Genomic DNA, 18,527 nt, shown 5'->3' with positions numbered 1-18,527 from the left:
AAGGGGTAGCCGCTCAAATTGTTATAATGCGTAACCAGCCTCAAAAAAGGACGACAGCACGTTTTCCCATCACGCACTCCAACTATAAATTATGCGCATAATTTAATGACTCTACAATATGAGAGTATTTTGTGGCATTAACACAAGAATGGAAGAGCTTCATTGTGTGATCGATAATCCAAAATACTTCCATATTGAATATCGATCGTCACAATACATAACACAATGACAGCGTATATATCTTCATGCCGCAATTTTAATTTCTGATACATAGCCTATTCTATCTATCATTTTCATAGCAGCATCTAGTGTTTTAAAAATCCGTGCACCTCCCCGCTGGAGTTCAATAATTTCAATATTATCGGTCCCATATAAGCTTATTTCAATAATCCAACCCTCACCGCAATGCCTAAGCCTTACTCCAATGACAATTCCCATTTCTACGGCCTCTTTAGCCATAAACACCTGCATTTTACACCTCATTATAATAATAACTATAAAAATGCCATAATATAGTGCCAAAAAAAATGACCCACACTAATAAGGAACTGTAATTTTTAAAAACCAGATCACGCTCTTGGCAATAGCCACACAGATTGCAGTATGAATTATACTTTCATATTCTTTTACTCTGTTAACTCCCATAGAATTTAACCCTTCGGTCATAGGGTATATCTATGACCGTCTAAATGCTCTCTAGAATATCCCATTAGCGAATAAGTCTAATCGTCGTAATAATTATTTAGATTAAACCTTTCCAATAATCGATAGTGAATCGGAAAACGAGACTATCTGATTGAACAGCGATTTTTATCCTTGTTTTCGCGAAAAGAATTAACGTGATAGCCCAAGGTTACTACGACGTTAATACTTAAATCAGTTAAACGTCACCAGCATTTCGGCTGCCGCGCTTACAGTCCCCGTCGGCAGTGAACTGCCCCCCGAACATAAGCGCCACGTCACCTGATTGGTAATTGTCTGACTCGTCTGAGCACTGGTAATACTGCCTATTTTTAGTGGTGTACTATTAAATTTCACCCCGTTGGTTGAATTGCAACTCCCACTGCCCGTCACCGCATTATTAATTTCACCGGTAATATAACCACCGCCTTCATTTAATGCCAGGCGAGCTGCTACACCGCCATATAAGCTGGTTAATGCCCTAAATTGTACATTAATGTTGGCATTAACCTGAGCCGAGGGTTGTGAGCATTGCGTTATAAACGGGTATGACAAGGAGCTCAGTTCAGCACCGCTCTGGAGATTTTTAGCAACAGTGCCAAAATCAATCATGACTGGTGTATTGACCGTACATTCCAATGTTGAAATACGTAATACCGTACCTGCAGGAATAACTTGTTTATTTGCGATTGAGTTATATGTAATGGTTTCAAACCATAAATCAAGGGCGATATTATTCTGACTGGTCTGCGTTCCATCGGCTACAATAATCACAGTTCCTGCTGCAGTCGCATTTATAGGCGTACCCGCCTTATAGAAATAATCAACAGCACTCATTCTTGGCGGCACGCACCATTGCCTGCCCGTTGACAGTGGATTGGTAATAATACTCCCATTCGAGGTCACCGCCCGTGTTTCCGGTAAACCCATCGTACCCGTGAGTGTCTCTGACGTATTGTTCGCCAACGTATAATTTGCACTGATATTCGCTCTGGGAACAATCCCAACACCTGGAGCAATTTTATATGCCTGGTAGCCCGCGATAGTCGTTAATGCCCCGATAGTACAGCCAGCACCTGACTGAGGCGTTTTAACAAAAGAAGCCACCCCATAATATAGACTGGAAGAAGTGCTCGCCGATTGTACTGTTACGATATTTGAGACACTAAATGGCAACCCCTCCCACACAATACCACTGCCTTTACCAATGGTAATGGTGTCCGCCACCGCAGACTGCCCCATCAGCGCCAGCAGGCACAGGCCAAGGGAGTAGCGAGATATTCTGTGTCGCACACATTGACGGTTATTTTTCATGGTGTTTTCTCCCCAACAAATTCATGCTTACCGGATACCCAGGCGATTAACTCGCGTCACAACGCGCTGTTAATTGGCGAACAGGGTTACTCCCCGAGCTTGCTGCACTGCCCGCCAAATCAAACACTGCGCGGCACTGCTGGTCCGCACCCTGGCCCCATTTCGTCATCAGTCGGCCCTTTTCCGGCAGCCCACTCAGGTACACCTGACCGGCGTCGCCAACAATACCGGTGTTGTTTTCACTCCCGGAACCGCCTTCCACCGTCACCAGTGCCCCAAACGGAATGTTGCTTTCCCCCCGGCGCAACGTCACCAGCGCCTGATACCCCACCCGCGTATCAAACTTCGCCATCACCACCGCCCCTTTGGTCGGGTAGACCTTCAGGCTCGATTTCGCCATGTCGACATCATCCGGCAACGTGGCCGGGTTCAGGCTGATATTGTTGTTCTGGTAGTTCGATAAATACGGCACCACCGCATAACCCCGGCTGTCGGTGCGCACATTCCCGTTCATCACCTCGACACCCTCCGCGCCTGGCGCACTCACTATCGCCACCGAACTGCCCAGCATTTGCCCCAACGTCACCCCTTCCGGGTGGACAACCAGATTGCCGTTACCGCTGAGGTTCAGCGAACGGAACTGATTGCTGTAGCTGTACCCCATGTTTGCCATCCCTTTACTGCCCTGATAGCCCGCATTCAGGGTGGAATTGTCACCACTGCTGCCATTTGACTGGCTCTGCATCGCGCTGTAAGAAAGACGGTCATCCAGCGCATTGCCGCTGACCCCAACCTGCTGCTGTACCTGCCCCTGATTATTATGCGTCATTTGATAGTTAACATAGTGGCGGCTCACCGCCGGGGATGAACTAAACAGGCTAAACGGCACCTGCATGTTCATGGATAACTGCCGATTTTCAGGCCACCCCTCGTCACCTTTTATCCGGTCAATGCTGTAAGCCACACCGAGACTGACACCCCGGTAACTGGTGTTGTAACCGGCTGAGACCGTGTTATTCACCTGGTTATTGCCCCAAAAATCATTGCGGGAGGCCGACAGATACAAAGCCCCCCAGTCCCCCAGTTGCTGGCTGACGCGCATCTGAAAATTGGAACGCTGACGCTCTAAGGCCCAGGGCACCTGACTGTCATTGAGTTCATACCCCAGATTGTTGAAATCCGAGAAACTGTAATAGTGGCGGGTCGAATACCGGTAGGCCGCCAAATCCACAGCGGTGCCGGTGCTCAACAGGCTTTTGGCATAACGCAGCCGATAAGAGCGGCCTTGTTGCTGTTCATCCTGCCCCTGCAATCGGGCTGTGGAGGTGGTGACATCGGCTGAAAGCGCGCCAAAAGTCCCCAGTGACAGGCCCGACCCCGCCACAAAAGAGAGATAGTCGTCAGCCATCAGCCCACCGCCGTACAGGGTGATGTCATAGGGCAAACCATAAATAAAGGTGCCCAGTGCAAACGTGGCCTCACGCGAGCCTTGCGTTATCCCGCCGTCGTAACGCCCGGTGGTAAACTCATATTTGAGGGCGCCGGGGCGTTGCATCACCGGTAAAGAAGAGAACGCCATTGTCTGGCTGCGCACCGTGCCGTCAGCCTCAGTGATAGTGACCGTCAAATCCCCGCCCTGACTGGTCTGATAGAGGTCATTAATGCGAAACGGCCCCGGTGCAACATAGGTTTGATACACCACATTGCCGTTCTGGCTGACCGTCACCCGCGCATTACTTTGCGCAATACCGGAAATCTCCGGGGCAAACCCCCGCAGGCTGTTAGGCAGCATTTCTTCGCTGGAATTCAGCTTAATACCGCGAAACGGAATACTGTCGAACACCTCATTGCCGGTACTGCTTTCCCCCGCCAGCACCTCAGCGCGCAAGGCATGAATATCGCGCTGTAAATAGGTATTGGAAAAGCGGGTGTTTTGCTGGCTCGACGACGCAGTGCCACTGTTCTGGCTGCGGGTATAGGTCATGTCACTGCGCAAACGCCAGGCCTGCCAGTTCAGCCCGTTACGCAAACTGGCAAACAGATTGGTCTGTTCGCTGCTGTCCATTCCAGCCCGCGCACGTTGCCAGTTTCGGCTGCCATTCAGGCTATAGTTCATCAGCAACGCGGGCACGCCGTCGTCCCACAATGCGGGGTCGACATAACCGGCGGCGTTTTGCTGCATGGCAATCTGCGGCACACTGATGTCCAGCCGCAATTGGGATAAGTCAAAGTGCACCTGTGCATCAGGAATAAGGGCGGCCAAATCATTGACCGGCTGGTCCGGTGGCAATGCGCTGAACCCCGGCAACGCCGCAGTATTGACCCCCAATTCATGGAGGAGCGCGGGCGTCAGTTCCGGTTGCACCTGACCTTGTGCATTCTTTTTAAAGTTAAGGGTGTGCTGCCCCTGATCCGACTGATTCATCCACAATGTGACCAGATAATGGCCCTCTGCGACCTGGCCGGCGGATTCAAATGCACTCAAGTCGGTGCTGGTCGACTGCGCGCCGCCCAATGACAACAGACGGGGGTCAAAATAGTCACGCGCCCAGACAGGGAATGCCCCGGCCAGCAGCCAGACTCCGGCCATAACGAACGACACGATGGGCCTGTTACGCCTGTTTTTTATTGTTATGTTGTGCATGACGTGAACCTGTCCATCAAAATCAGAAAAAATCATGGCAGAAGCTGTTTGAATACACGACGCCCGCACCCGGTAAGGCAAGTGTTACGTACGGTGACAGCACGACTACCGGCGCCTTGTGGGTAAATACGTCGGGTGGGTAAAACAGCAGCGCCATCATCATCGGAATAAACAGTGTCAGGCGCGTTATTCTTTCGTTACAGAGTAAAAAGGAAAAAGGTCACAATGGCAGGTGGCTGAAGCCACCTGCCATCAGGACAATCAGTTATAGGCAAAGGCAAACAGGATAGGCGCGCTAACCGCACCGATGCTGATACCCGTTGCGGTGGTTGACGCCAGACCGGCCTGCAGATTCAGTGTCTTGGTATTAAAGTCACCTGCGGCTGGCGTTGAGCCTGCAGTCGCTACCAACAGCTTCTCATTGTTGTTGATATAGGTGGTTGGTGTCGCAACCTGGTTCAACATGATGCCGGTGTTAGTACCGGTAGAGTTAAACATGTTCGGGTTCCCCCCCAGAACTGGCCCGCTCACCACCAAATAGGCTTTATCACCCGCAGCACCCGGCGCATCACAGTTGTTCAAGCCCACAGTGAATGACTTTTTGCTGGCAGGGATTGGGGTGGCAACACCGCTAAATGCAGATGCTGCATAGTTACCCAGGTCCAGATTATTGGTCGACAAAGAAACATCACAGGTTGACGCAACAACGTTAGCGGTAACCGTCAATTGGGCGTTAGAGGTTGCTTGTGCATTCCCGGCTACCGCCAGTAAGACCAACGCGGCGGGAGTCAGAGAGAAAATAGTTTTACGCATGGAACAATTCCTTCATGGTGATATTGATTTTCGGTTACCCGATATATAACGTGGTTGTTTTAACCACAGATAAATGCCCCCGCTATTACATAATAGGGAGCGTTAATACAGATAAATAAAATATAATTAACGATAATTAATTTATTATTAATATGTACATACTGATTTAAATCGAGCGATTAAATATTGCCCACCTAAAAACGCGGTTGTTTATCGACAGAGGATAAAATCACTGTCGGTTACCTCGGTCATACGGTCATAGAAAACTCTATTTTTACTGAATATCGGTATGCGGTGCTAATGCTGTTGCTCCCCTGAACAAAAAAGGTGATATAAACCGGTGTTGGCTACGACACCTTGGCTAAATCAGGATGACACAATCATAACAAGGTTTTAAAGAAAGTATATTTGAGCATTTATTTAGCTTAAACATAGATTTTTATATCGATAATTTAATTTATACATTTTATTATTCTTAGAAATTATCTTTAAAGTAAAGAAATTAGTATAATCAACTTGTAAAGTAAAATGTGGTAAGGAGGTGCTTTAATAGTATGAGACTGTCTGCAGTGATTAAATGTTTAATTCTGCCTGTAGTGGCCCTTAATGCCCATTGAGTGATATCGTTCTTCATGTCAGTGTTGGTTGACCCTGTTTCCTTTGCCACAAAAAAGAGCTGTCAGTCATAAAAAATATTTCAAAAAGAAAATTTATAAGAGAGGCTTAGCCGAAGACAGTATTGCCATTTTTGATTTAGCGCCGATTAAAAGGTTTTTTAGCCCATTAGAGTTATAGATGATATATATACTTAATCTTACGATTGTGTTTAATCCATCAGAAAAGATATTGATGGTGTTAAATGACGAAGATCAGGGGTGACATTTCCAACCCGGCTATTGCTGAATTTATCCAACATCTGAATGAACCAATAGAAATAGACGTGCTACTGAAGAACGTGTGGGAAGACTATGGTTTTATTGCGTCGAACAGTAACCTGAATATAGATGCGCTTGACCTGATCTTGATCGATAAAATCGTTGATATCGGCCGATCCACAAGTAAATCGAAGATGCTTTCATGGCATTTCCCCCAAGGCTTTAACTGAATAAACAGTATGGCTGAGCCCTGACCACGACCGGCATGACAACGCTTATGCATGGATCAATAACACCGCTGCCGCGTTTAAATTCGCAGCAGCCGGATAGCACTCATATCAGCTTCGCTTCTCTGAGTTCACTTTTTAAGTAGGCATAATAGATAGGGGCGGCAACTACACCCGCTAGCCCGAATGCCGCTTCGAATATCAACATTGCCAGCAGGATCTCCCAAGAATGGGCATTGATCTTAGTACCAACAATACGAGCATTGAGGAAATACTCAAACTTGTGGATCACAATCAGGTAAAGCAGCGCAATCAACGCAACACCGAGTGATACCGACAGACCAGAAATAAAAACAATAGTATTGGAGATAAGATTGCCTATCACTGGCAGCAGGCCAAAGATAAAGGTAAACACCACCAACGTTTTCGCTAATGGAATATAAATCCCACACAGAGGTAGCACACCGAGGAGAAAAATAGCGGAGAAGACGGTATTAATCGTCGATATTTTAACCTGAGCAAATACGATGTTGCGAAACGCCTGTGACAGCAGCGAGATCCTTTTCATCAACTCACTCTTTAGCAATGGTCGATCCCCAGTACTATCAATGCTGCACAGAGAAACTATCGCCCCAAGTACCATACCGATCAACATGGTGACCAAGCCATGTAGGATGCTTTTGCCCATGGTCTGCAACAGCACAAGATGTTGCTGCAAACGGCTAAGGATCTCGTTTTTCAGTTCCACCACGCTCAACGGCAGATAGCCCGGCAGATATTTTGCCACTTCCTGCTGGACATCCTGCAGTATGAACGCAATACGGGTGTTGATACCGGAGATATTCTTCATATCCTGCATCAGATAACCAACGATAGTACCGATAATTGTGGTCAGCAAGCTGACGACAAGAGTACTGATCACTGCCACAACCAACCATCGCGCCCGTTTATCGCCGATCACTTTTTGAAAATGTGGTGTGAGGATGTTCACAATCTCATAGACCAGAAAACCGGCCATAAAACAGGAGAGAAGATTCAGCGGCAACAGCAGCAGTATGCCCCCCATCACAAAGATAAAACTGGTTATTCTGGCTTGTTTTAAATTCATTATCTGCATTGTTACTCGCTTACCCTGGATAGGATAAAATGTTTAACTCTCTGTTTAGCCTTAAATTCTCTTTACAAAGAGTGACTGCGGCCCCACCAGCGAGCATAAATGGATCTTGCTCACGCGGCTATCAAAAAATTCATTACTAGTTGCTGGCGTGTTTGGCTTGGTCAACTAAAAGTTCTTGCCTTCTTACTGTTGAAGTGTTCACTGGTGCTAAGCGCTGCAGACATCATACTCCTCAAGATAAAATTGCCATTGTGCAGCAAAGTCTGGAGCAGAAAATGACGGCGGTGACTGCCGGTAAAGGTGCTATCCTCCGCCCCCAAACTGACCACAGCCATCACACAAATACACGAGCCTCAAAACCTTCATGGAAAGAAAGCAATGGGAGTCGAGATCGTGAAAGGGCCAGTGGAGTATGGCCGGGCTAAAAATGGATAACACATCGGCAATATCACTCGCTATGGAAATATCGATCCCAGCGTGGATAACTAACATAAGGATGATCTTACGTCTGGAAATATAGGATTAAATCCAACCACCTAATATGAGTGAAATACAAAAAATCAGTAGTGACAAATAATCTATTGTAAGAATGGGGTCTTTTTCATACCCATTACTTGCCAAAGTATAATTCGTAAGAGTAATTATTAAATAATTTATCGGTACATTTTAGCACTCATTTTTTCCACGAAATCGTTAGCTCCGGAGTTTCCTCGAATAATGACATAATAACGGTAATGATGCTTTTCCGCGTATTCTTTAATTTGCTGTTCAGCGAACATACCGTTGAAAGTCACCGTAGTAACAAAATGTAAACCTTTCACTTCATAAGTGCTGATTTCAGTTGGCGAACCAAGGTAAGGAGGAGGATATACCGTCTTGCGTAGCGAACTGCAACTGGTTACAAGTAAAGTCAAAAAGATAATAGAAACAATTCTCAAGGGCGGCTTCATGGTAGGTTTATCCATTATCTATTGTTGCAAATAGGAGTTTTACATTTTGTATGATCCTAGATATGGTATATCAACTTTCACTGATAACACATCATATTTTGTGGTGATTAAAGCGAAGTTGCCAGACAGTTTGGCGATCAGATCCACCGCGTCGTGAACGAGACACTCTGGGGGTTACAGCAGCGTGATCGACGTTGTTTATCAGGTCAAAGAGGGCGCATAATGACTATTATTACGCCTGCCGGAGCAGGCGTCAGTCGGGAGGATTTGCTGGCGGCAAACCGATTGGCTGACACAATTCTCACAACCGCGGATAAACGGCTAAGGATGATCAGGCAAAGGTACGTGTGAATCGGGAAATACATCCCCCCAACAGTAAAGAATAGTTTTAAATTTCAGTGTCAGGTACCTCACTTTACGCAATGAACTGCGCGAGCGTCCCCGAACGTTCCCTTATCCTGATGTTAATGACCACTCAGAAACGCGTTCAGCTCATACCAATATCACACACTCACTATGCTTTTTCTTCGTTACCCGCATTTTCTTTCGGTTGCGCATCGAGTTCTTTGGATAAAAAATAATTCAGGAAAGTACGGATAACCGCGATAACAGACAGCTTTATCAGTTCCTCCATCTCAGGATTCACCGTTGTCGCCAAAATATCTGCCGCCAGTTGGAATTCCAGGGCAATAGCCAACCCACTGCCTAAAGACAGGCGGGTTCTCGAACTGAAGAGCGTACTCCCACGGTAGACAACCATGACGTAGAACGTTCTTAGTAAGCCAATAAACACACACAATACTGACATCGCCTCCAGTGCGAACTGGAGAAAAATAACGCATTGAGTGAGAAGGTGTTTCAAAAGGATAATATCCATCCCTGTCCTCTGATTGATGGTTGAACTGATGTGAAGCATGGAGATTATGGTCATCATATCGCCTTTTGCTAACACATCAACGGCGATGACTGTATTTGCAACCACCCGATAAAGTTCGCAAACGCGTTACAAACTGGACATCAGCAACTCAGGAAAAACGCTCAGCCAGCTTTTCAAACACTCGCTCAACAGCGATTATGGGTGTAAATGCAGTTGTGCGAGCTAGGGTTGATGAAGTTCTAAAAATGAGGCTGTTGTTCTACTGCCCCCTATAGGACCTTACTGTTCATACAGATGCAAATATGCAGGGTGTCATCGTTGACGACACAGTGCTACACACTTTAAATGGAAAAAGACGCCATCAAGGCGCCTTGAGAAAAACGCATATTTCAGGATAATCACTCAACAGCGATAGGTTTATCACTGGTTTCGGTTTTCTGTGTGCCCTGAATTGTTTTAACGCGTTGTTCAAATTTACTCACTGCATCAGCATCCGGCAACAGTGAGTAGGTCAGTTCAAACACCGTACTCTGTCCCGGTTGCAACTGTTTAACTCGGCCCTGTTTCCGCTCGATGGTCACCGGATAAGCGTAGTTGGTGCCTGGTTCGATGCCGGTGACATAACCCTGTTTCAACGTATCCGTGTTTTTCCACAGAGTCAGCAGTGGCAACTGATGGGTATTAAACTCAATCGACGCACCTTTGTTACCCGCTTGATTGACTATGCCAGCCAGAGTTTTGCCCTGCGCATCGGCGTAAGGCACCATGTTAAACACCATTTCATCAAAGTTCTTGGTCGGCCCCGCGTAAGTCTGCCAGTCTTTCATGCCTTTTTGGGCGTAGTCATTGAAAGGTGAAATAGATTTCACTGGGGCGACGAAACGCGCACCCTGCTCGAGAAGCGGCTGACCAAAATTGCTGTGATAGATTATCTGGTAGTCATGCGGGTAGTCGGACTGGTTAGTCAGGGTGTCGTGTATGGTCCAGGAGTGGCTGCCTGGTACATAACGCAGTTCAGTCCAGGTTTCCAGTTTAGCTTTCTTGAACGTGTGTTCTTTAATCAGGCCGCGCACTGTAATTTCATAGGGCGCAGTGTCTGCAATGTCCACGACCACTTTCGATGCTGGCGTATTACCCGCACGGCCGTGCAGCGTGTAAATCATACCGTCAGCAACCACAGGGTGCCCAGTCCATTCAAAGCCGCAACGCACCATCATCTCGTTAAATCCTTCCAGCCAGCCTACACCGTTGCGGCTTTCGAGATTGATAAACGCCGGATTGACCACTTCATTAACTGGTGAATCCCAGCCAAGTCGAATGTTATCACCGCTGACATAGAGTAAATCCATGCCGCGTGTCGGACTGAGTGCAATAGTCAGCCCTTTACTGGTGATAGTCAGGACTTTGGAACCTTCCTGTTTACCGCCGTGCAGCACTTTCTGCTCGATGCTGAAATCCGCACCCGCCAGCTTCAGCTTTTTGCTGCTAGTTTGCCAGTCACCCTTGTCCATACCGGCTTCAGCATCGGTCAGCACGAAAGATTGTGCCGCGACCTGCCATGACATCAGCCCCATTACCATGCCCGTTACAATGATTTTTTTCATTCTTTATACCTTTTGCTGAATTGATTAAGTTAAAGCAACTTAAGCCTAGTGACGACCACGGTATAAAAATGTGACAGCTTTCAATTCACGGAACATTGGCACGTTACAATGGATTAATTTGTGGGTTAATACACATTTATATGTAAATTATTATCTTAATTGCATTTATTTAGTGATATTGCGCAGTGAAATTCAGTTAAAAGCTGATTCGATTCAGTTCGTTATTTTACGTTATGCACATAAAACCAGAGCAGAGCAGGATGTGTGCTATTACTAAAGATGAGTTTATTTTTTTAAGCCGTTATCATGTGGGCACTGTTATCAATAGCGGAAATAGTGAAGCTGGATATTCAGTCGAGTCTTTGACACTTAGTGCATGATGGTATTCCCCATCACACACTAATAGCACCATCAGCATTTTCGGCTCAACTCTTGTACCCTACATGCCGGTGAGCAACTGTACCCGATTGCTTTCGCTGTTTCCCTGATACACTTTTTTAACATTCGTCCTTTAGCATGGATTATCACCGGAGTTTATATGACATCACGCGCACTTATTGTTGGCGCCAGCGGCATCAACGGCACAGCTCTAACTGAAACCCTTATCGCACAAGGTTGGCAGGTTTATGGGCTGTCACGAGGCCGCACGCCAGTGCCAGAAAGCTGTCAGGCGATTCAAGTTGACCTCACTGACGCTAAGGCGGTCAAACAAGCGCTCAAGGATATCAGTGTGGACAACGTCTTTTTTAGCGTATGGGCTCGCCAGGAAAATGAAAAAGAGAACATCCGCGTCAATGCCGCGATGGTACGCAACGTGCTTGATGCCCTTGGCAACCGCCTGAAAGGCGGTCATGCAGCACTGATCACCGGTCTGAAACACTATCTCGGTCCGTTTGACGCGTACGGAAAAGGCGAAGTGCCAATGACGCCATTTCGCGAAGAGCAGGGCCGCCAACCGGTCGACAACTTCTATTACGCGCAGGAAGATGAGTTTTTTGCCGCTGCTGAAAAATACGGTTTCAATTGGAGCGTCCACCGTCCGCATACCATTATCGGTTTTGCGCTCGGCAACGCAATGAACATGGGCCAGACACTGGCGGTTTATGCCACGCTCTGCAAAGCCAACAATAAGCCGTTTGTCTTCCCTGGCTCACAGGCGCAGTGGGAGGGTATTACAGATATGACCGATGCACATCTGCTAGCCGATCAGCTGCTGTGGGCCGCCACCAGTGACAATGCGAAGAATGAAGATTTCAATGTGGTCAACGGCGACGTTTTCCGCTGGAAGTGGATGTGGGGTGAAGTCGCTGACTACTTTGGTATCGAAGCGGTACCGTTCAGCGGTGTGCCGCAGCCACTGGAAGATCGCATGCAGCAGGCGGACAAGCAGTGGCGCGAGGTCGCCAAGCGTTATCATCTGCAGGAGCCGGATGTCAGTCGCTTAGCCTCATGGTGGCACACCGATGCCGATCTCGGCAGGCCGATGGAAGTGTTCACCGATATAAGTAAAAGCCGCAAGGCTGGCTTTACCGGCTATCGCAGTACGCGTGACAGCTTCTTTGAACTCTTCGACCAGCTTAAGGCACATAAGTTGATTCCGTAAGGAACGGACGAAAAAATTGGGCTGGGTGCATGCCCTGCCTGAAGTTTTGATGGAACGCGTAACTGACAGAAAAGCCAACACCATCCTTTGCTTTTTTGAACAAACGTTTTTCGAGTAGGGAATATCCTCCCAATGGATTGGGGCTGGGCACCTACTGGTTACACTGCCGAGTTTCGCCATTGTCACTAAGGCGGCTGTTCAACCCTACTGTCGATTTGACGGGTAAGCACTCCCGCTCATTGAGCGAAATTCCGACAAGAGTTCAAGGAAACAGCAAGTTATGGCAACAACACTATCACTACCTCTATTCCTGCCACGAATAATAAATGTGTTCAGCATGAACATTTGCTGGGACACTGTCACCCAGCAAACGGGTTGCGATGGTAAAAGCAAAATCAAATACCAAACCAAACCCTTTTCCACTGATTAAATTACCGTCTTCCACAACATTTTGGTCAACATAAACACCATCACTGACATTTTGCCATAAATCGCCAGAGCACACGTAGCGCCGACCTTTGAGTAGGCCGTTCCCCCCCAATACTCGGGCAGAGGCTGAGCAAATTGGACAAATTAATTTGCCTGCTTCGTCATGGCGACGCACAAAACTCACCACTTCCTGGCTATTTGCAAGAAACACGCTGCCTTCCGGCCCACCGGGCAACACCACGGCATCATAATTTGTGTCGAAAGCCTTTTTCAACGTATTGTCTGCCACCATTGGGATGTTATGGTAACTCACTACCTTTTTACTTGAAGTGCAGGAGAGTGTTTCTACCTTTATCTTTAATCGGTGTAAAATATCTATAGTAACTATAGCCTCCCCTTCCTCGAACCCTGGGGCCAGTAAAACCGCAACCTTTTTCACTCTTTTTTCTCCTTTGAATACGAAAATACCACTCTCTGTCGTCCCGTAAGTTATGTGCGTAGGATTGCCTCGTTTATCCCAACCACTGATTCTCTTCTGGGCTTAATGCATATCATCTCTGAGACTCGCCTCTCGGGCCTGTTCGAGCACTGCTCAAATCGGTTTCTGACCGATTTTTTATTCCGTGACCAACAATCACCGGATTAATGGAACATTTATCAGAATATATGCCCAAGCCCTATACAAAATTGGCTTTGTCTTTCACTGCTATCACTCCTTACCGACACATTTCCTATTTCTATGAAAAGTATCCAAGCATTGACGTTATAGGCTGCTCTAAAGCTATACTCATACTGTTATTATACAGTTCGTCCCTGTTGGCAATTTTATAACCCCCTCGGCTATATACTCGAAATTATTGATTTTCTGTCCAGCCCAGAGAGATCCAATCAGTTAATCGTACAGGTCGTTCGTAAATAAAACTTATATACCGAATATCCATTACCCGTTTCAAGAATAAGACCGGGTTGAATATTGAAATGAGGCCCACCTCAATTTCAACTAAATTCACACACGCTTTCGTCAGAGGCGCTATTTGTATCCGTTATGCTTGAAATAACATTGGTAATAATTATATTGAGCGCAATTATCTGTAAAATAATAAAGCTAAAAATAAAAACTCAGCGCCCCTTCAACTAACGCCCGATTAAACTTAACGTGCATACTCGTCGTTTTCAGCCTGGGTTGGTTGGTTGGCACTAATTTGTACGTTGTCCAGCCGCAGATTGTTTACTCCGGCAATCTTGCCAAACTCCTGCGCCACTAGCGTGACGTTGCTAAAGTGCAGATTGTCGATTGGTTTTTCGCTATTGCCCTCAATAAAGAAGGCCCGGCTAAATACCTCACTGCTCGAAAGTACACTTCGCACCGTTGAAATAGTAATATTTTCCACCTGAGTAAGCCCTGCTTCTCCTTCCACGCTCTGGCTGAGCGATTGCCAGTGAGCGGGCATCGACTCATTGGCGGTTATCGGGCTGTAGCTGTAAGCTGGGAACCAGTTGAGTTGAAACATAAATGGATAGTGAACATCCGTCATTTGCAATCCACTTACGCGCACATGGCGAATAAAGCCCCCTCGATTACGGGCCGACTTGATGCGAAAACCTACCCCAGTACCGCTGAAGGTAATGTTTTCAATCAATACCTGTTCGATACCACCCGAGGTTTCGCTACCCAGCGTAATGCCAGAACCGTGCAGTAATTCGCACTCGCGGATCACAATATCCCGCGCGGTGGCACCAATACGCTCAGCCTCAGCACCTCGGCCAGCTTTCACGCAGATATTGTCGTCATTGCAGGACACCCGACAATGTTCCACTCGCACCTGCTGCGAGGAGTCGATATCGATACCATCAGTACTTGGACCGCCAGAGTTTTCTACTTGCAGATGGTGCAGGTATAGATGCTGTGAATAGCAGAGGTGAATATTCCAGAAGCCGGATTCACGTGAAGTAAAACCACTCATTTCCACCTGTTCGCTACGGTATACCACCAGATTGCGTGGTCGTTGGCAGTCATAATCCACCACCCACCGCAAGCCGCGCTGGCTGTAATCTGCCAGCATGCCGCCGTTTTCGTCTGTACCCCAGAATTTATGCCACCAGACAGCCCCTTGGCCGTCGATGGTTCCACTACCGCAAACACAGACATCATGACATTGCAGGATATTGATGATGCCTGTCGGCCAGACCATATCAATACCGGCCACCCGAGTCTGTCGCAATGGGTAGTCCTCTAGTTCGCGGCTACCGAGCAACACAGCCCCGGTTTGCAATTCGAAGATGAGGTGGTTTTTCAGAAATAGCGCACCGGTCAGATAACGGCCCGGCGGTACCACAACGGTATCCCCCGGCGCGGCGATATCGATGGCGTGTTGGATAGCCGCAGTCGCCAATTGCTGCCCACTGGCGTCGGCACCGAAAGCCAAAATATTGAGCTTTGCCATGATAGTCCTCTTATGGGGCAGCAACAGCAGCCCCATTACGGTTACAGGTAAACGTGCAGGTATTCCACCAGGCAGAGAATGGCCATCGCCTGACCATAAGGCATTGAGGTGAGCGGTATCTGACGATAGTAGTCTAGATTTTTGCCCATCGCGGTACCGAATGAGACTTGTGTCAGTTCCCCGTCGGCGTTGATCTGCTTCACCACGCCCTGTAACGCTCTTTCCGCGACCGCCAGATATTTGCCATCAATATAGCGCTTGCGCACCGCTTTCAGGATGCCGAAGGCGAAACCAGCGGTGGCGGAAGACTCCAGATACGATTGTGGATCGTCCAACAACGTATGCCACAGGCCGCTTTGGTGCTGGCAACGTGCCAGCGCTGCCACTTGGCATTCCAATACTTGCAACAGGAAACGACGGGTGGCATCGTATTCCGGCAGGTCCAGCAGTTCGAGGAATTCAGGGATCACCATAGTCAGCCAACTGTTGCCACGCGCCCAACGGGCTTTGGCAAAGTTGTGCTTGCCGTCGAAGGTCCAGCCATGGAACCACAAGCCGCTCTCGCGCTCCATTAGGTGCTGGATGTGAACCAGGAACTGATATTTAGCCTCTTCCACATACTGCGGGCGGTTCAACAGTTTGCCAATTTTTGCCAGCGGCAACACGCTCATCATCAGGGTATCGTCCCACAGTTGCTGATGGTTCTCCTCCGCCAGAGTGACGTGCTGCATGCCACCGCGCTCGGTGCGGGGCATCTCATGCATCAGCCATTCAGCCCAACGCTCCAGATACGGTAACCAGCGCGCATCGCCGGTTTCCTCATAGCGGTAGGCCAGTGTGAGAAACGGACAGGCTGTATTGACGTTCTTGGTTGGCGTACCTTCGGCAAAGCGTGCGGCGAACCAGTCGTCAACGATGCCACACAGGTTGGCGTCGCCGGTCTGGCGGTAATACTGGTGGATGCCATACAAACCGATGCCGTGCGTCCACTCCCAGCCAGCCCAGCCTTTGGTATCGATGATCCGGCCATCGTCGAGGCGTAGCAGGAACTCACCTGTTTCATCAGTGATATTAACCAAGTTGCTCACCAGGCGGTCAATCAACTGCTGCAGTTCCTGGTGGCTGATAATGCGTTCCGGTTGGCGCAGTAACGGGCTGTGTTTTACGGGATATACCGTCATAGTTAGGTCCTTTTACACTTTAAGATCAATGTGTCACGCTGCCTGCCGCTTTCTGGCCTGAAGTGGCCTTGGGGAATGGCAGTGCAGCAGGTTTATTACGGTTGAGGTAGCCAATATTGTTGTTACCCCACAGCGATTCATAGGGCATGCCCGCCAGCATTTCGACGGTAGCTCTCGCTTCTGGCATGATGTTGTCAGGTACCACACGGCCCGCGAGGCGCATCTTCTCAGTTTCCTGGCGCAGCACACCGTGTGTTTTCAGGTTGAGCTTGAAGCGCAGTGAGACAATGAAGCCCATCGCCAGCACCACTAGGGTACCAACACTCAGGATCATCAAAATGGCGTGACTCACCTCGGGTAATTGCTGACTTTGGCCGGAAACAAAACCCGACAATTGCAGGATGATACCAACCAGCATCACCGCACCAGCCTGTGAGGCCTTGCGGGTCAAAGTCATGATGCCAGCAAATATACCTTCACGGCGTTGCCCGGTGATCACTTCATCCACATCAGCAATATAGGTGTAGATATTCCACGGCACGTAGTTGATGCCCCCCCGGCCCAGACCGGCAACGCCCGAAACCAGCAGTAGCAATGAGAAAGCATCACTGAGGTTGGCGTAATACAGTACAGAGTAAGAGATTGCCGCCATACCAAACAACACGATGACTACGCGATAAGACGGTGCTGGCCCAAAGCGGATACACAGCGGGATCATGGCGATAACCGCTACAAACTGCATGATGGCCATGGTACCCATCAGGTTGGAGGCTGTGGCTGCACTTTGCATCAGCACGAATACCACGTAATAGGTGAACACGGCGTTGAAAACATCCTGCGCGATATAGCCTCCGAGGTACATCCCCAAGTGCTGACGGAAAATACGGATACGCAGTGTGGAAGACAATTCGATATTCAGACGCTTTAAGCTCTGGAGTAGCGTGAGTTTTTGTTTTTCGGCTTCTAGCGCGGCGGCAGATTTTTGTTCTGCCGGGCGCTCCCAGGTGAATAAATAGACCAATGTCAACATGCAGGCACAGATGATCGAGAACACCAGGCTGGAATAGAAAAATGAAACAGCATTATCTTTACCGAAGTAACTGAGCAGAATGCCGGGTAAAAATGCCGCCAAAATAGCAGACAACTGGGCCAGGCCGATACGCGCCCCAGAGAACTTGGTTTTTTGCTTAAAATCATCCGTCATCTCCGGCACCAAGGTTTCATACGGCACCAGGATCATGGTATAGACCACATCAAAGAACAGATAGGTCAGCAGGTAGTACCAATAATCCATATGGCCTACCCACATCAGGCTGTAGCTGAAGACTAGCGGAATACCCAGCAAGATAAAGAATTTACGGCGACCGAAGCGTCTGCCCAGCCAAGTGGAGCCAAAGTTATCAGTCAGATAGCCCATCAGCGGGCTGACGACTGCATCAAGAACCCTTGCCATCGCAAAAATGAAGGTGGCTTCGATTGGACTAAGCCCACAGAATGTGGTGTAAAAATACAGTAACCAGGCAGCAGTGAGTGCCGTGGTACCCGCACCGAGGAAATCCCCAGAGCCGTAGGCAAGATAGTTGAACAGGCCTATTTTACGTGTTTTCATTGTTGCCATCCCCATAGCTACATATATTAGGCGTTATCTTCCCGGCAATATTCCGGGAATCTTCGTAACATACGGTTACCGCTGTGGGAAAACCTTTGTGTTTTTGCCAGTTCTGGTGAGTTTATGGCAAAGAAAAAAAGGATTGGCCGATCAACTTCG

General features: G+C 48.1%; 15 protein-coding genes and 1 pseudogene. 2 read left to right on the top strand and 14 right to left on the bottom strand.

What is annotated here, in order from left to right; all coding sequences use genetic code 11:
• Nucleotides 1-243: 243 nt before the first annotated feature.
• The 4 genes from EL015_RS07505 to EL015_RS07490 all read right to left on the bottom strand — a co-directional run bounded on the left by EL015_RS07505 (nt 244) and on the right by EL015_RS07490 (nt 5,452).
• Nucleotides 244-459, bottom strand: coding sequence for a hypothetical protein (locus tag EL015_RS07505; protein ID WP_125461919.1), 216 nt, complete (start codon nt 457-459; stop codon nt 244-246).
• Nucleotides 460-876: 417 nt separating this feature from the next.
• Entirely contained in the window at nt 877-1,995 is a 1,119-nt protein-coding gene (locus tag EL015_RS07500) for an adhesin (RefSeq protein WP_241971675.1), read from the bottom strand.
• Between the two features lie 46 nt (nt 1,996-2,041).
• Nucleotides 2,042-4,597, bottom strand: a complete 2,556-nt coding sequence (locus EL015_RS07495; protein WP_241971670.1) for a fimbria/pilus outer membrane usher protein — start codon at nt 4,595-4,597, stop codon at nt 2,042-2,044.
• A 303-nt stretch (nt 4,598-4,900) separates the two neighbouring features.
• Nucleotides 4,901-5,452 carry a fimbrial protein gene (locus EL015_RS07490; RefSeq protein WP_042568297.1) on the bottom strand — a complete coding sequence of 184 codons (552 nt, stop codon included), beginning with the start codon at nt 5,450-5,452 and terminating at the stop codon, nt 4,901-4,903.
• A gap of 859 nt (nt 5,453-6,311) precedes the next feature.
• On the opposite strand from EL015_RS07490, the gene EL015_RS07485 reads away from it, so the two are divergent.
• Nucleotides 6,312-6,557, top strand: a complete 246-nt coding sequence (locus tag EL015_RS07485) for a hypothetical protein (RefSeq protein ID WP_005192359.1) — start codon at nt 6,312-6,314, stop codon at nt 6,555-6,557.
• Nucleotides 6,558-6,660: 103 nt separating this feature from the next.
• On the opposite strand, the gene EL015_RS07480 is transcribed toward EL015_RS07485, so the two are convergent.
• From EL015_RS07480 to EL015_RS07465, 4 genes are all read right to left on the bottom strand, one after another.
• Nucleotides 6,661-7,671 carry an AI-2E family transporter gene (locus EL015_RS07480; RefSeq protein WP_005192362.1) on the bottom strand — a complete coding sequence of 337 codons (1,011 nt, stop codon included), beginning with the start codon at nt 7,669-7,671 and terminating at the stop codon, nt 6,661-6,663.
• A gap of 653 nt (nt 7,672-8,324) precedes the next feature.
• Nucleotides 8,325-8,621, bottom strand: coding sequence for a YdgH/BhsA/McbA family protein (locus EL015_RS07475; protein WP_032907899.1), 297 nt, complete (start codon nt 8,619-8,621; stop codon nt 8,325-8,327).
• Between the two features lie 514 nt (nt 8,622-9,135).
• Nucleotides 9,136-9,498, bottom strand: a complete 363-nt coding sequence (locus EL015_RS07470) for a DUF1622 domain-containing protein (protein WP_032907905.1) — start codon at nt 9,496-9,498, stop codon at nt 9,136-9,138.
• A 398-nt stretch (nt 9,499-9,896) separates the two neighbouring features.
• A complete protein-coding gene (locus EL015_RS07465; protein WP_005192367.1) occupies nt 9,897-11,102 on the bottom strand; it encodes an aldose 1-epimerase family protein in 1,206 nt (401 codons plus the stop codon).
• Between the two features lie 538 nt (nt 11,103-11,640).
• Between EL015_RS07465 and EL015_RS07460 the strand changes: the two genes are divergently transcribed.
• The gene (locus tag EL015_RS07460; protein WP_005192371.1) at nt 11,641-12,705 is read left to right on the top strand and encodes an SDR family oxidoreductase; all 1,065 of its coding nucleotides are present in this window, start codon (nt 11,641-11,643) and stop codon (nt 12,703-12,705) included.
• 304 nt (nt 12,706-13,009) lie between these two features.
• Here the strand turns inward: EL015_RS07460 and EL015_RS07455 are convergent, their stop codons facing one another.
• From EL015_RS07455 to EL015_RS07430, 6 genes and pseudogenes are all read right to left on the bottom strand, one after another.
• A complete protein-coding gene (locus EL015_RS07455) occupies nt 13,010-13,573 on the bottom strand; it encodes a DJ-1 family glyoxalase III (protein WP_005192373.1) in 564 nt (187 codons plus the stop codon).
• A gap of 218 nt (nt 13,574-13,791) precedes the next feature.
• Nucleotides 13,792-13,917 (bottom strand): annotated as a pseudogene (locus EL015_RS22170) (oligogalacturonate-specific porin KdgM family protein); the annotation flags it as partial.
• A 105-nt stretch (nt 13,918-14,022) separates the two neighbouring features.
• The gene (locus EL015_RS22165) at nt 14,023-14,106 is read right to left on the bottom strand and encodes an oligogalacturonate-specific porin KdgM family protein (RefSeq protein ID WP_071843581.1); all 84 of its coding nucleotides are present in this window, start codon (nt 14,104-14,106) and stop codon (nt 14,023-14,025) included.
• A gap of 179 nt (nt 14,107-14,285) precedes the next feature.
• Nucleotides 14,286-15,578 (bottom strand): glycoside hydrolase family 28 protein, encoded by a 1,293-nt coding sequence (locus EL015_RS07440; RefSeq protein ID WP_032907902.1) that lies wholly within the window; start codon nt 15,576-15,578, stop codon nt 14,286-14,288.
• A gap of 41 nt (nt 15,579-15,619) precedes the next feature.
• Nucleotides 15,620-16,759 carry a beta-galactosidase BglB gene (bglB, locus tag EL015_RS07435; RefSeq protein ID WP_005192377.1) on the bottom strand — a complete coding sequence of 380 codons (1,140 nt, stop codon included), beginning with the start codon at nt 16,757-16,759 and terminating at the stop codon, nt 15,620-15,622.
• A 25-nt stretch (nt 16,760-16,784) separates the two neighbouring features.
• The gene (locus tag EL015_RS07430; protein WP_050413780.1) at nt 16,785-18,377 is read right to left on the bottom strand and encodes an MFS transporter; all 1,593 of its coding nucleotides are present in this window, start codon (nt 18,375-18,377) and stop codon (nt 16,785-16,787) included.
• Between the last annotated feature and the right edge of the window lie 150 nt (nt 18,378-18,527).

The sequence above is a fragment of the Yersinia intermedia genome (assembly GCF_900635455.1).
GTDB classification, from domain to species: Bacteria; Pseudomonadota; Gammaproteobacteria; order Enterobacterales; family Enterobacteriaceae; genus Yersinia; species Yersinia intermedia.
This window is presented reverse-complemented; position numbering and strand designations above follow the sequence as displayed.

Excerpts from the sequence above, each read along its gene's own strand:
- EL015_RS07505 (WP_125461919.1), bottom strand. The coding sequence starts at position 459 with ATGGCTAAAGAGGCCGTAGAAATGGGAATTGTCATTGGAGTAAGGCTT.
- EL015_RS07500 (WP_241971675.1), bottom strand. The coding sequence starts at position 1,995 with ATGAAAAATAACCGTCAATGTGTGCGACACAGAATATCTCGCTACTCC.
- EL015_RS07490 (WP_042568297.1), bottom strand. The coding sequence starts at position 5,452 with ATGCGTAAAACTATTTTCTCTCTGACTCCCGCCGCGTTGGTCTTACTG.
- EL015_RS07485 (WP_005192359.1), top strand. The coding sequence starts at position 6,312 with ATGACGAAGATCAGGGGTGACATTTCCAACCCGGCTATTGCTGAATTT.
- EL015_RS07480 (WP_005192362.1), bottom strand. The coding sequence starts at position 7,671 with ATGCAGATAATGAATTTAAAACAAGCCAGAATAACCAGTTTTATCTTT.
- EL015_RS07475 (WP_032907899.1), bottom strand. The coding sequence starts at position 8,621 with ATGAAGCCGCCCTTGAGAATTGTTTCTATTATCTTTTTGACTTTACTT.
- EL015_RS07470 (WP_032907905.1), bottom strand. The coding sequence starts at position 9,498 with ATGGATATTATCCTTTTGAAACACCTTCTCACTCAATGCGTTATTTTT.
- EL015_RS07465 (WP_005192367.1), bottom strand. The coding sequence starts at position 11,102 with ATGAAAAAAATCATTGTAACGGGCATGGTAATGGGGCTGATGTCATGG.
- EL015_RS07460 (WP_005192371.1), top strand. The coding sequence starts at position 11,641 with ATGACATCACGCGCACTTATTGTTGGCGCCAGCGGCATCAACGGCACA.
- EL015_RS07440 (WP_032907902.1), bottom strand. The coding sequence starts at position 15,578 with ATGGCAAAGCTCAATATTTTGGCTTTCGGTGCCGACGCCAGTGGGCAG.
- bglB (WP_005192377.1), bottom strand. The coding sequence starts at position 16,759 with ATGACGGTATATCCCGTAAAACACAGCCCGTTACTGCGCCAACCGGAA.
- EL015_RS07430 (WP_050413780.1), bottom strand. The coding sequence starts at position 18,377 with ATGGCAACAATGAAAACACGTAAAATAGGCCTGTTCAACTATCTTGCC.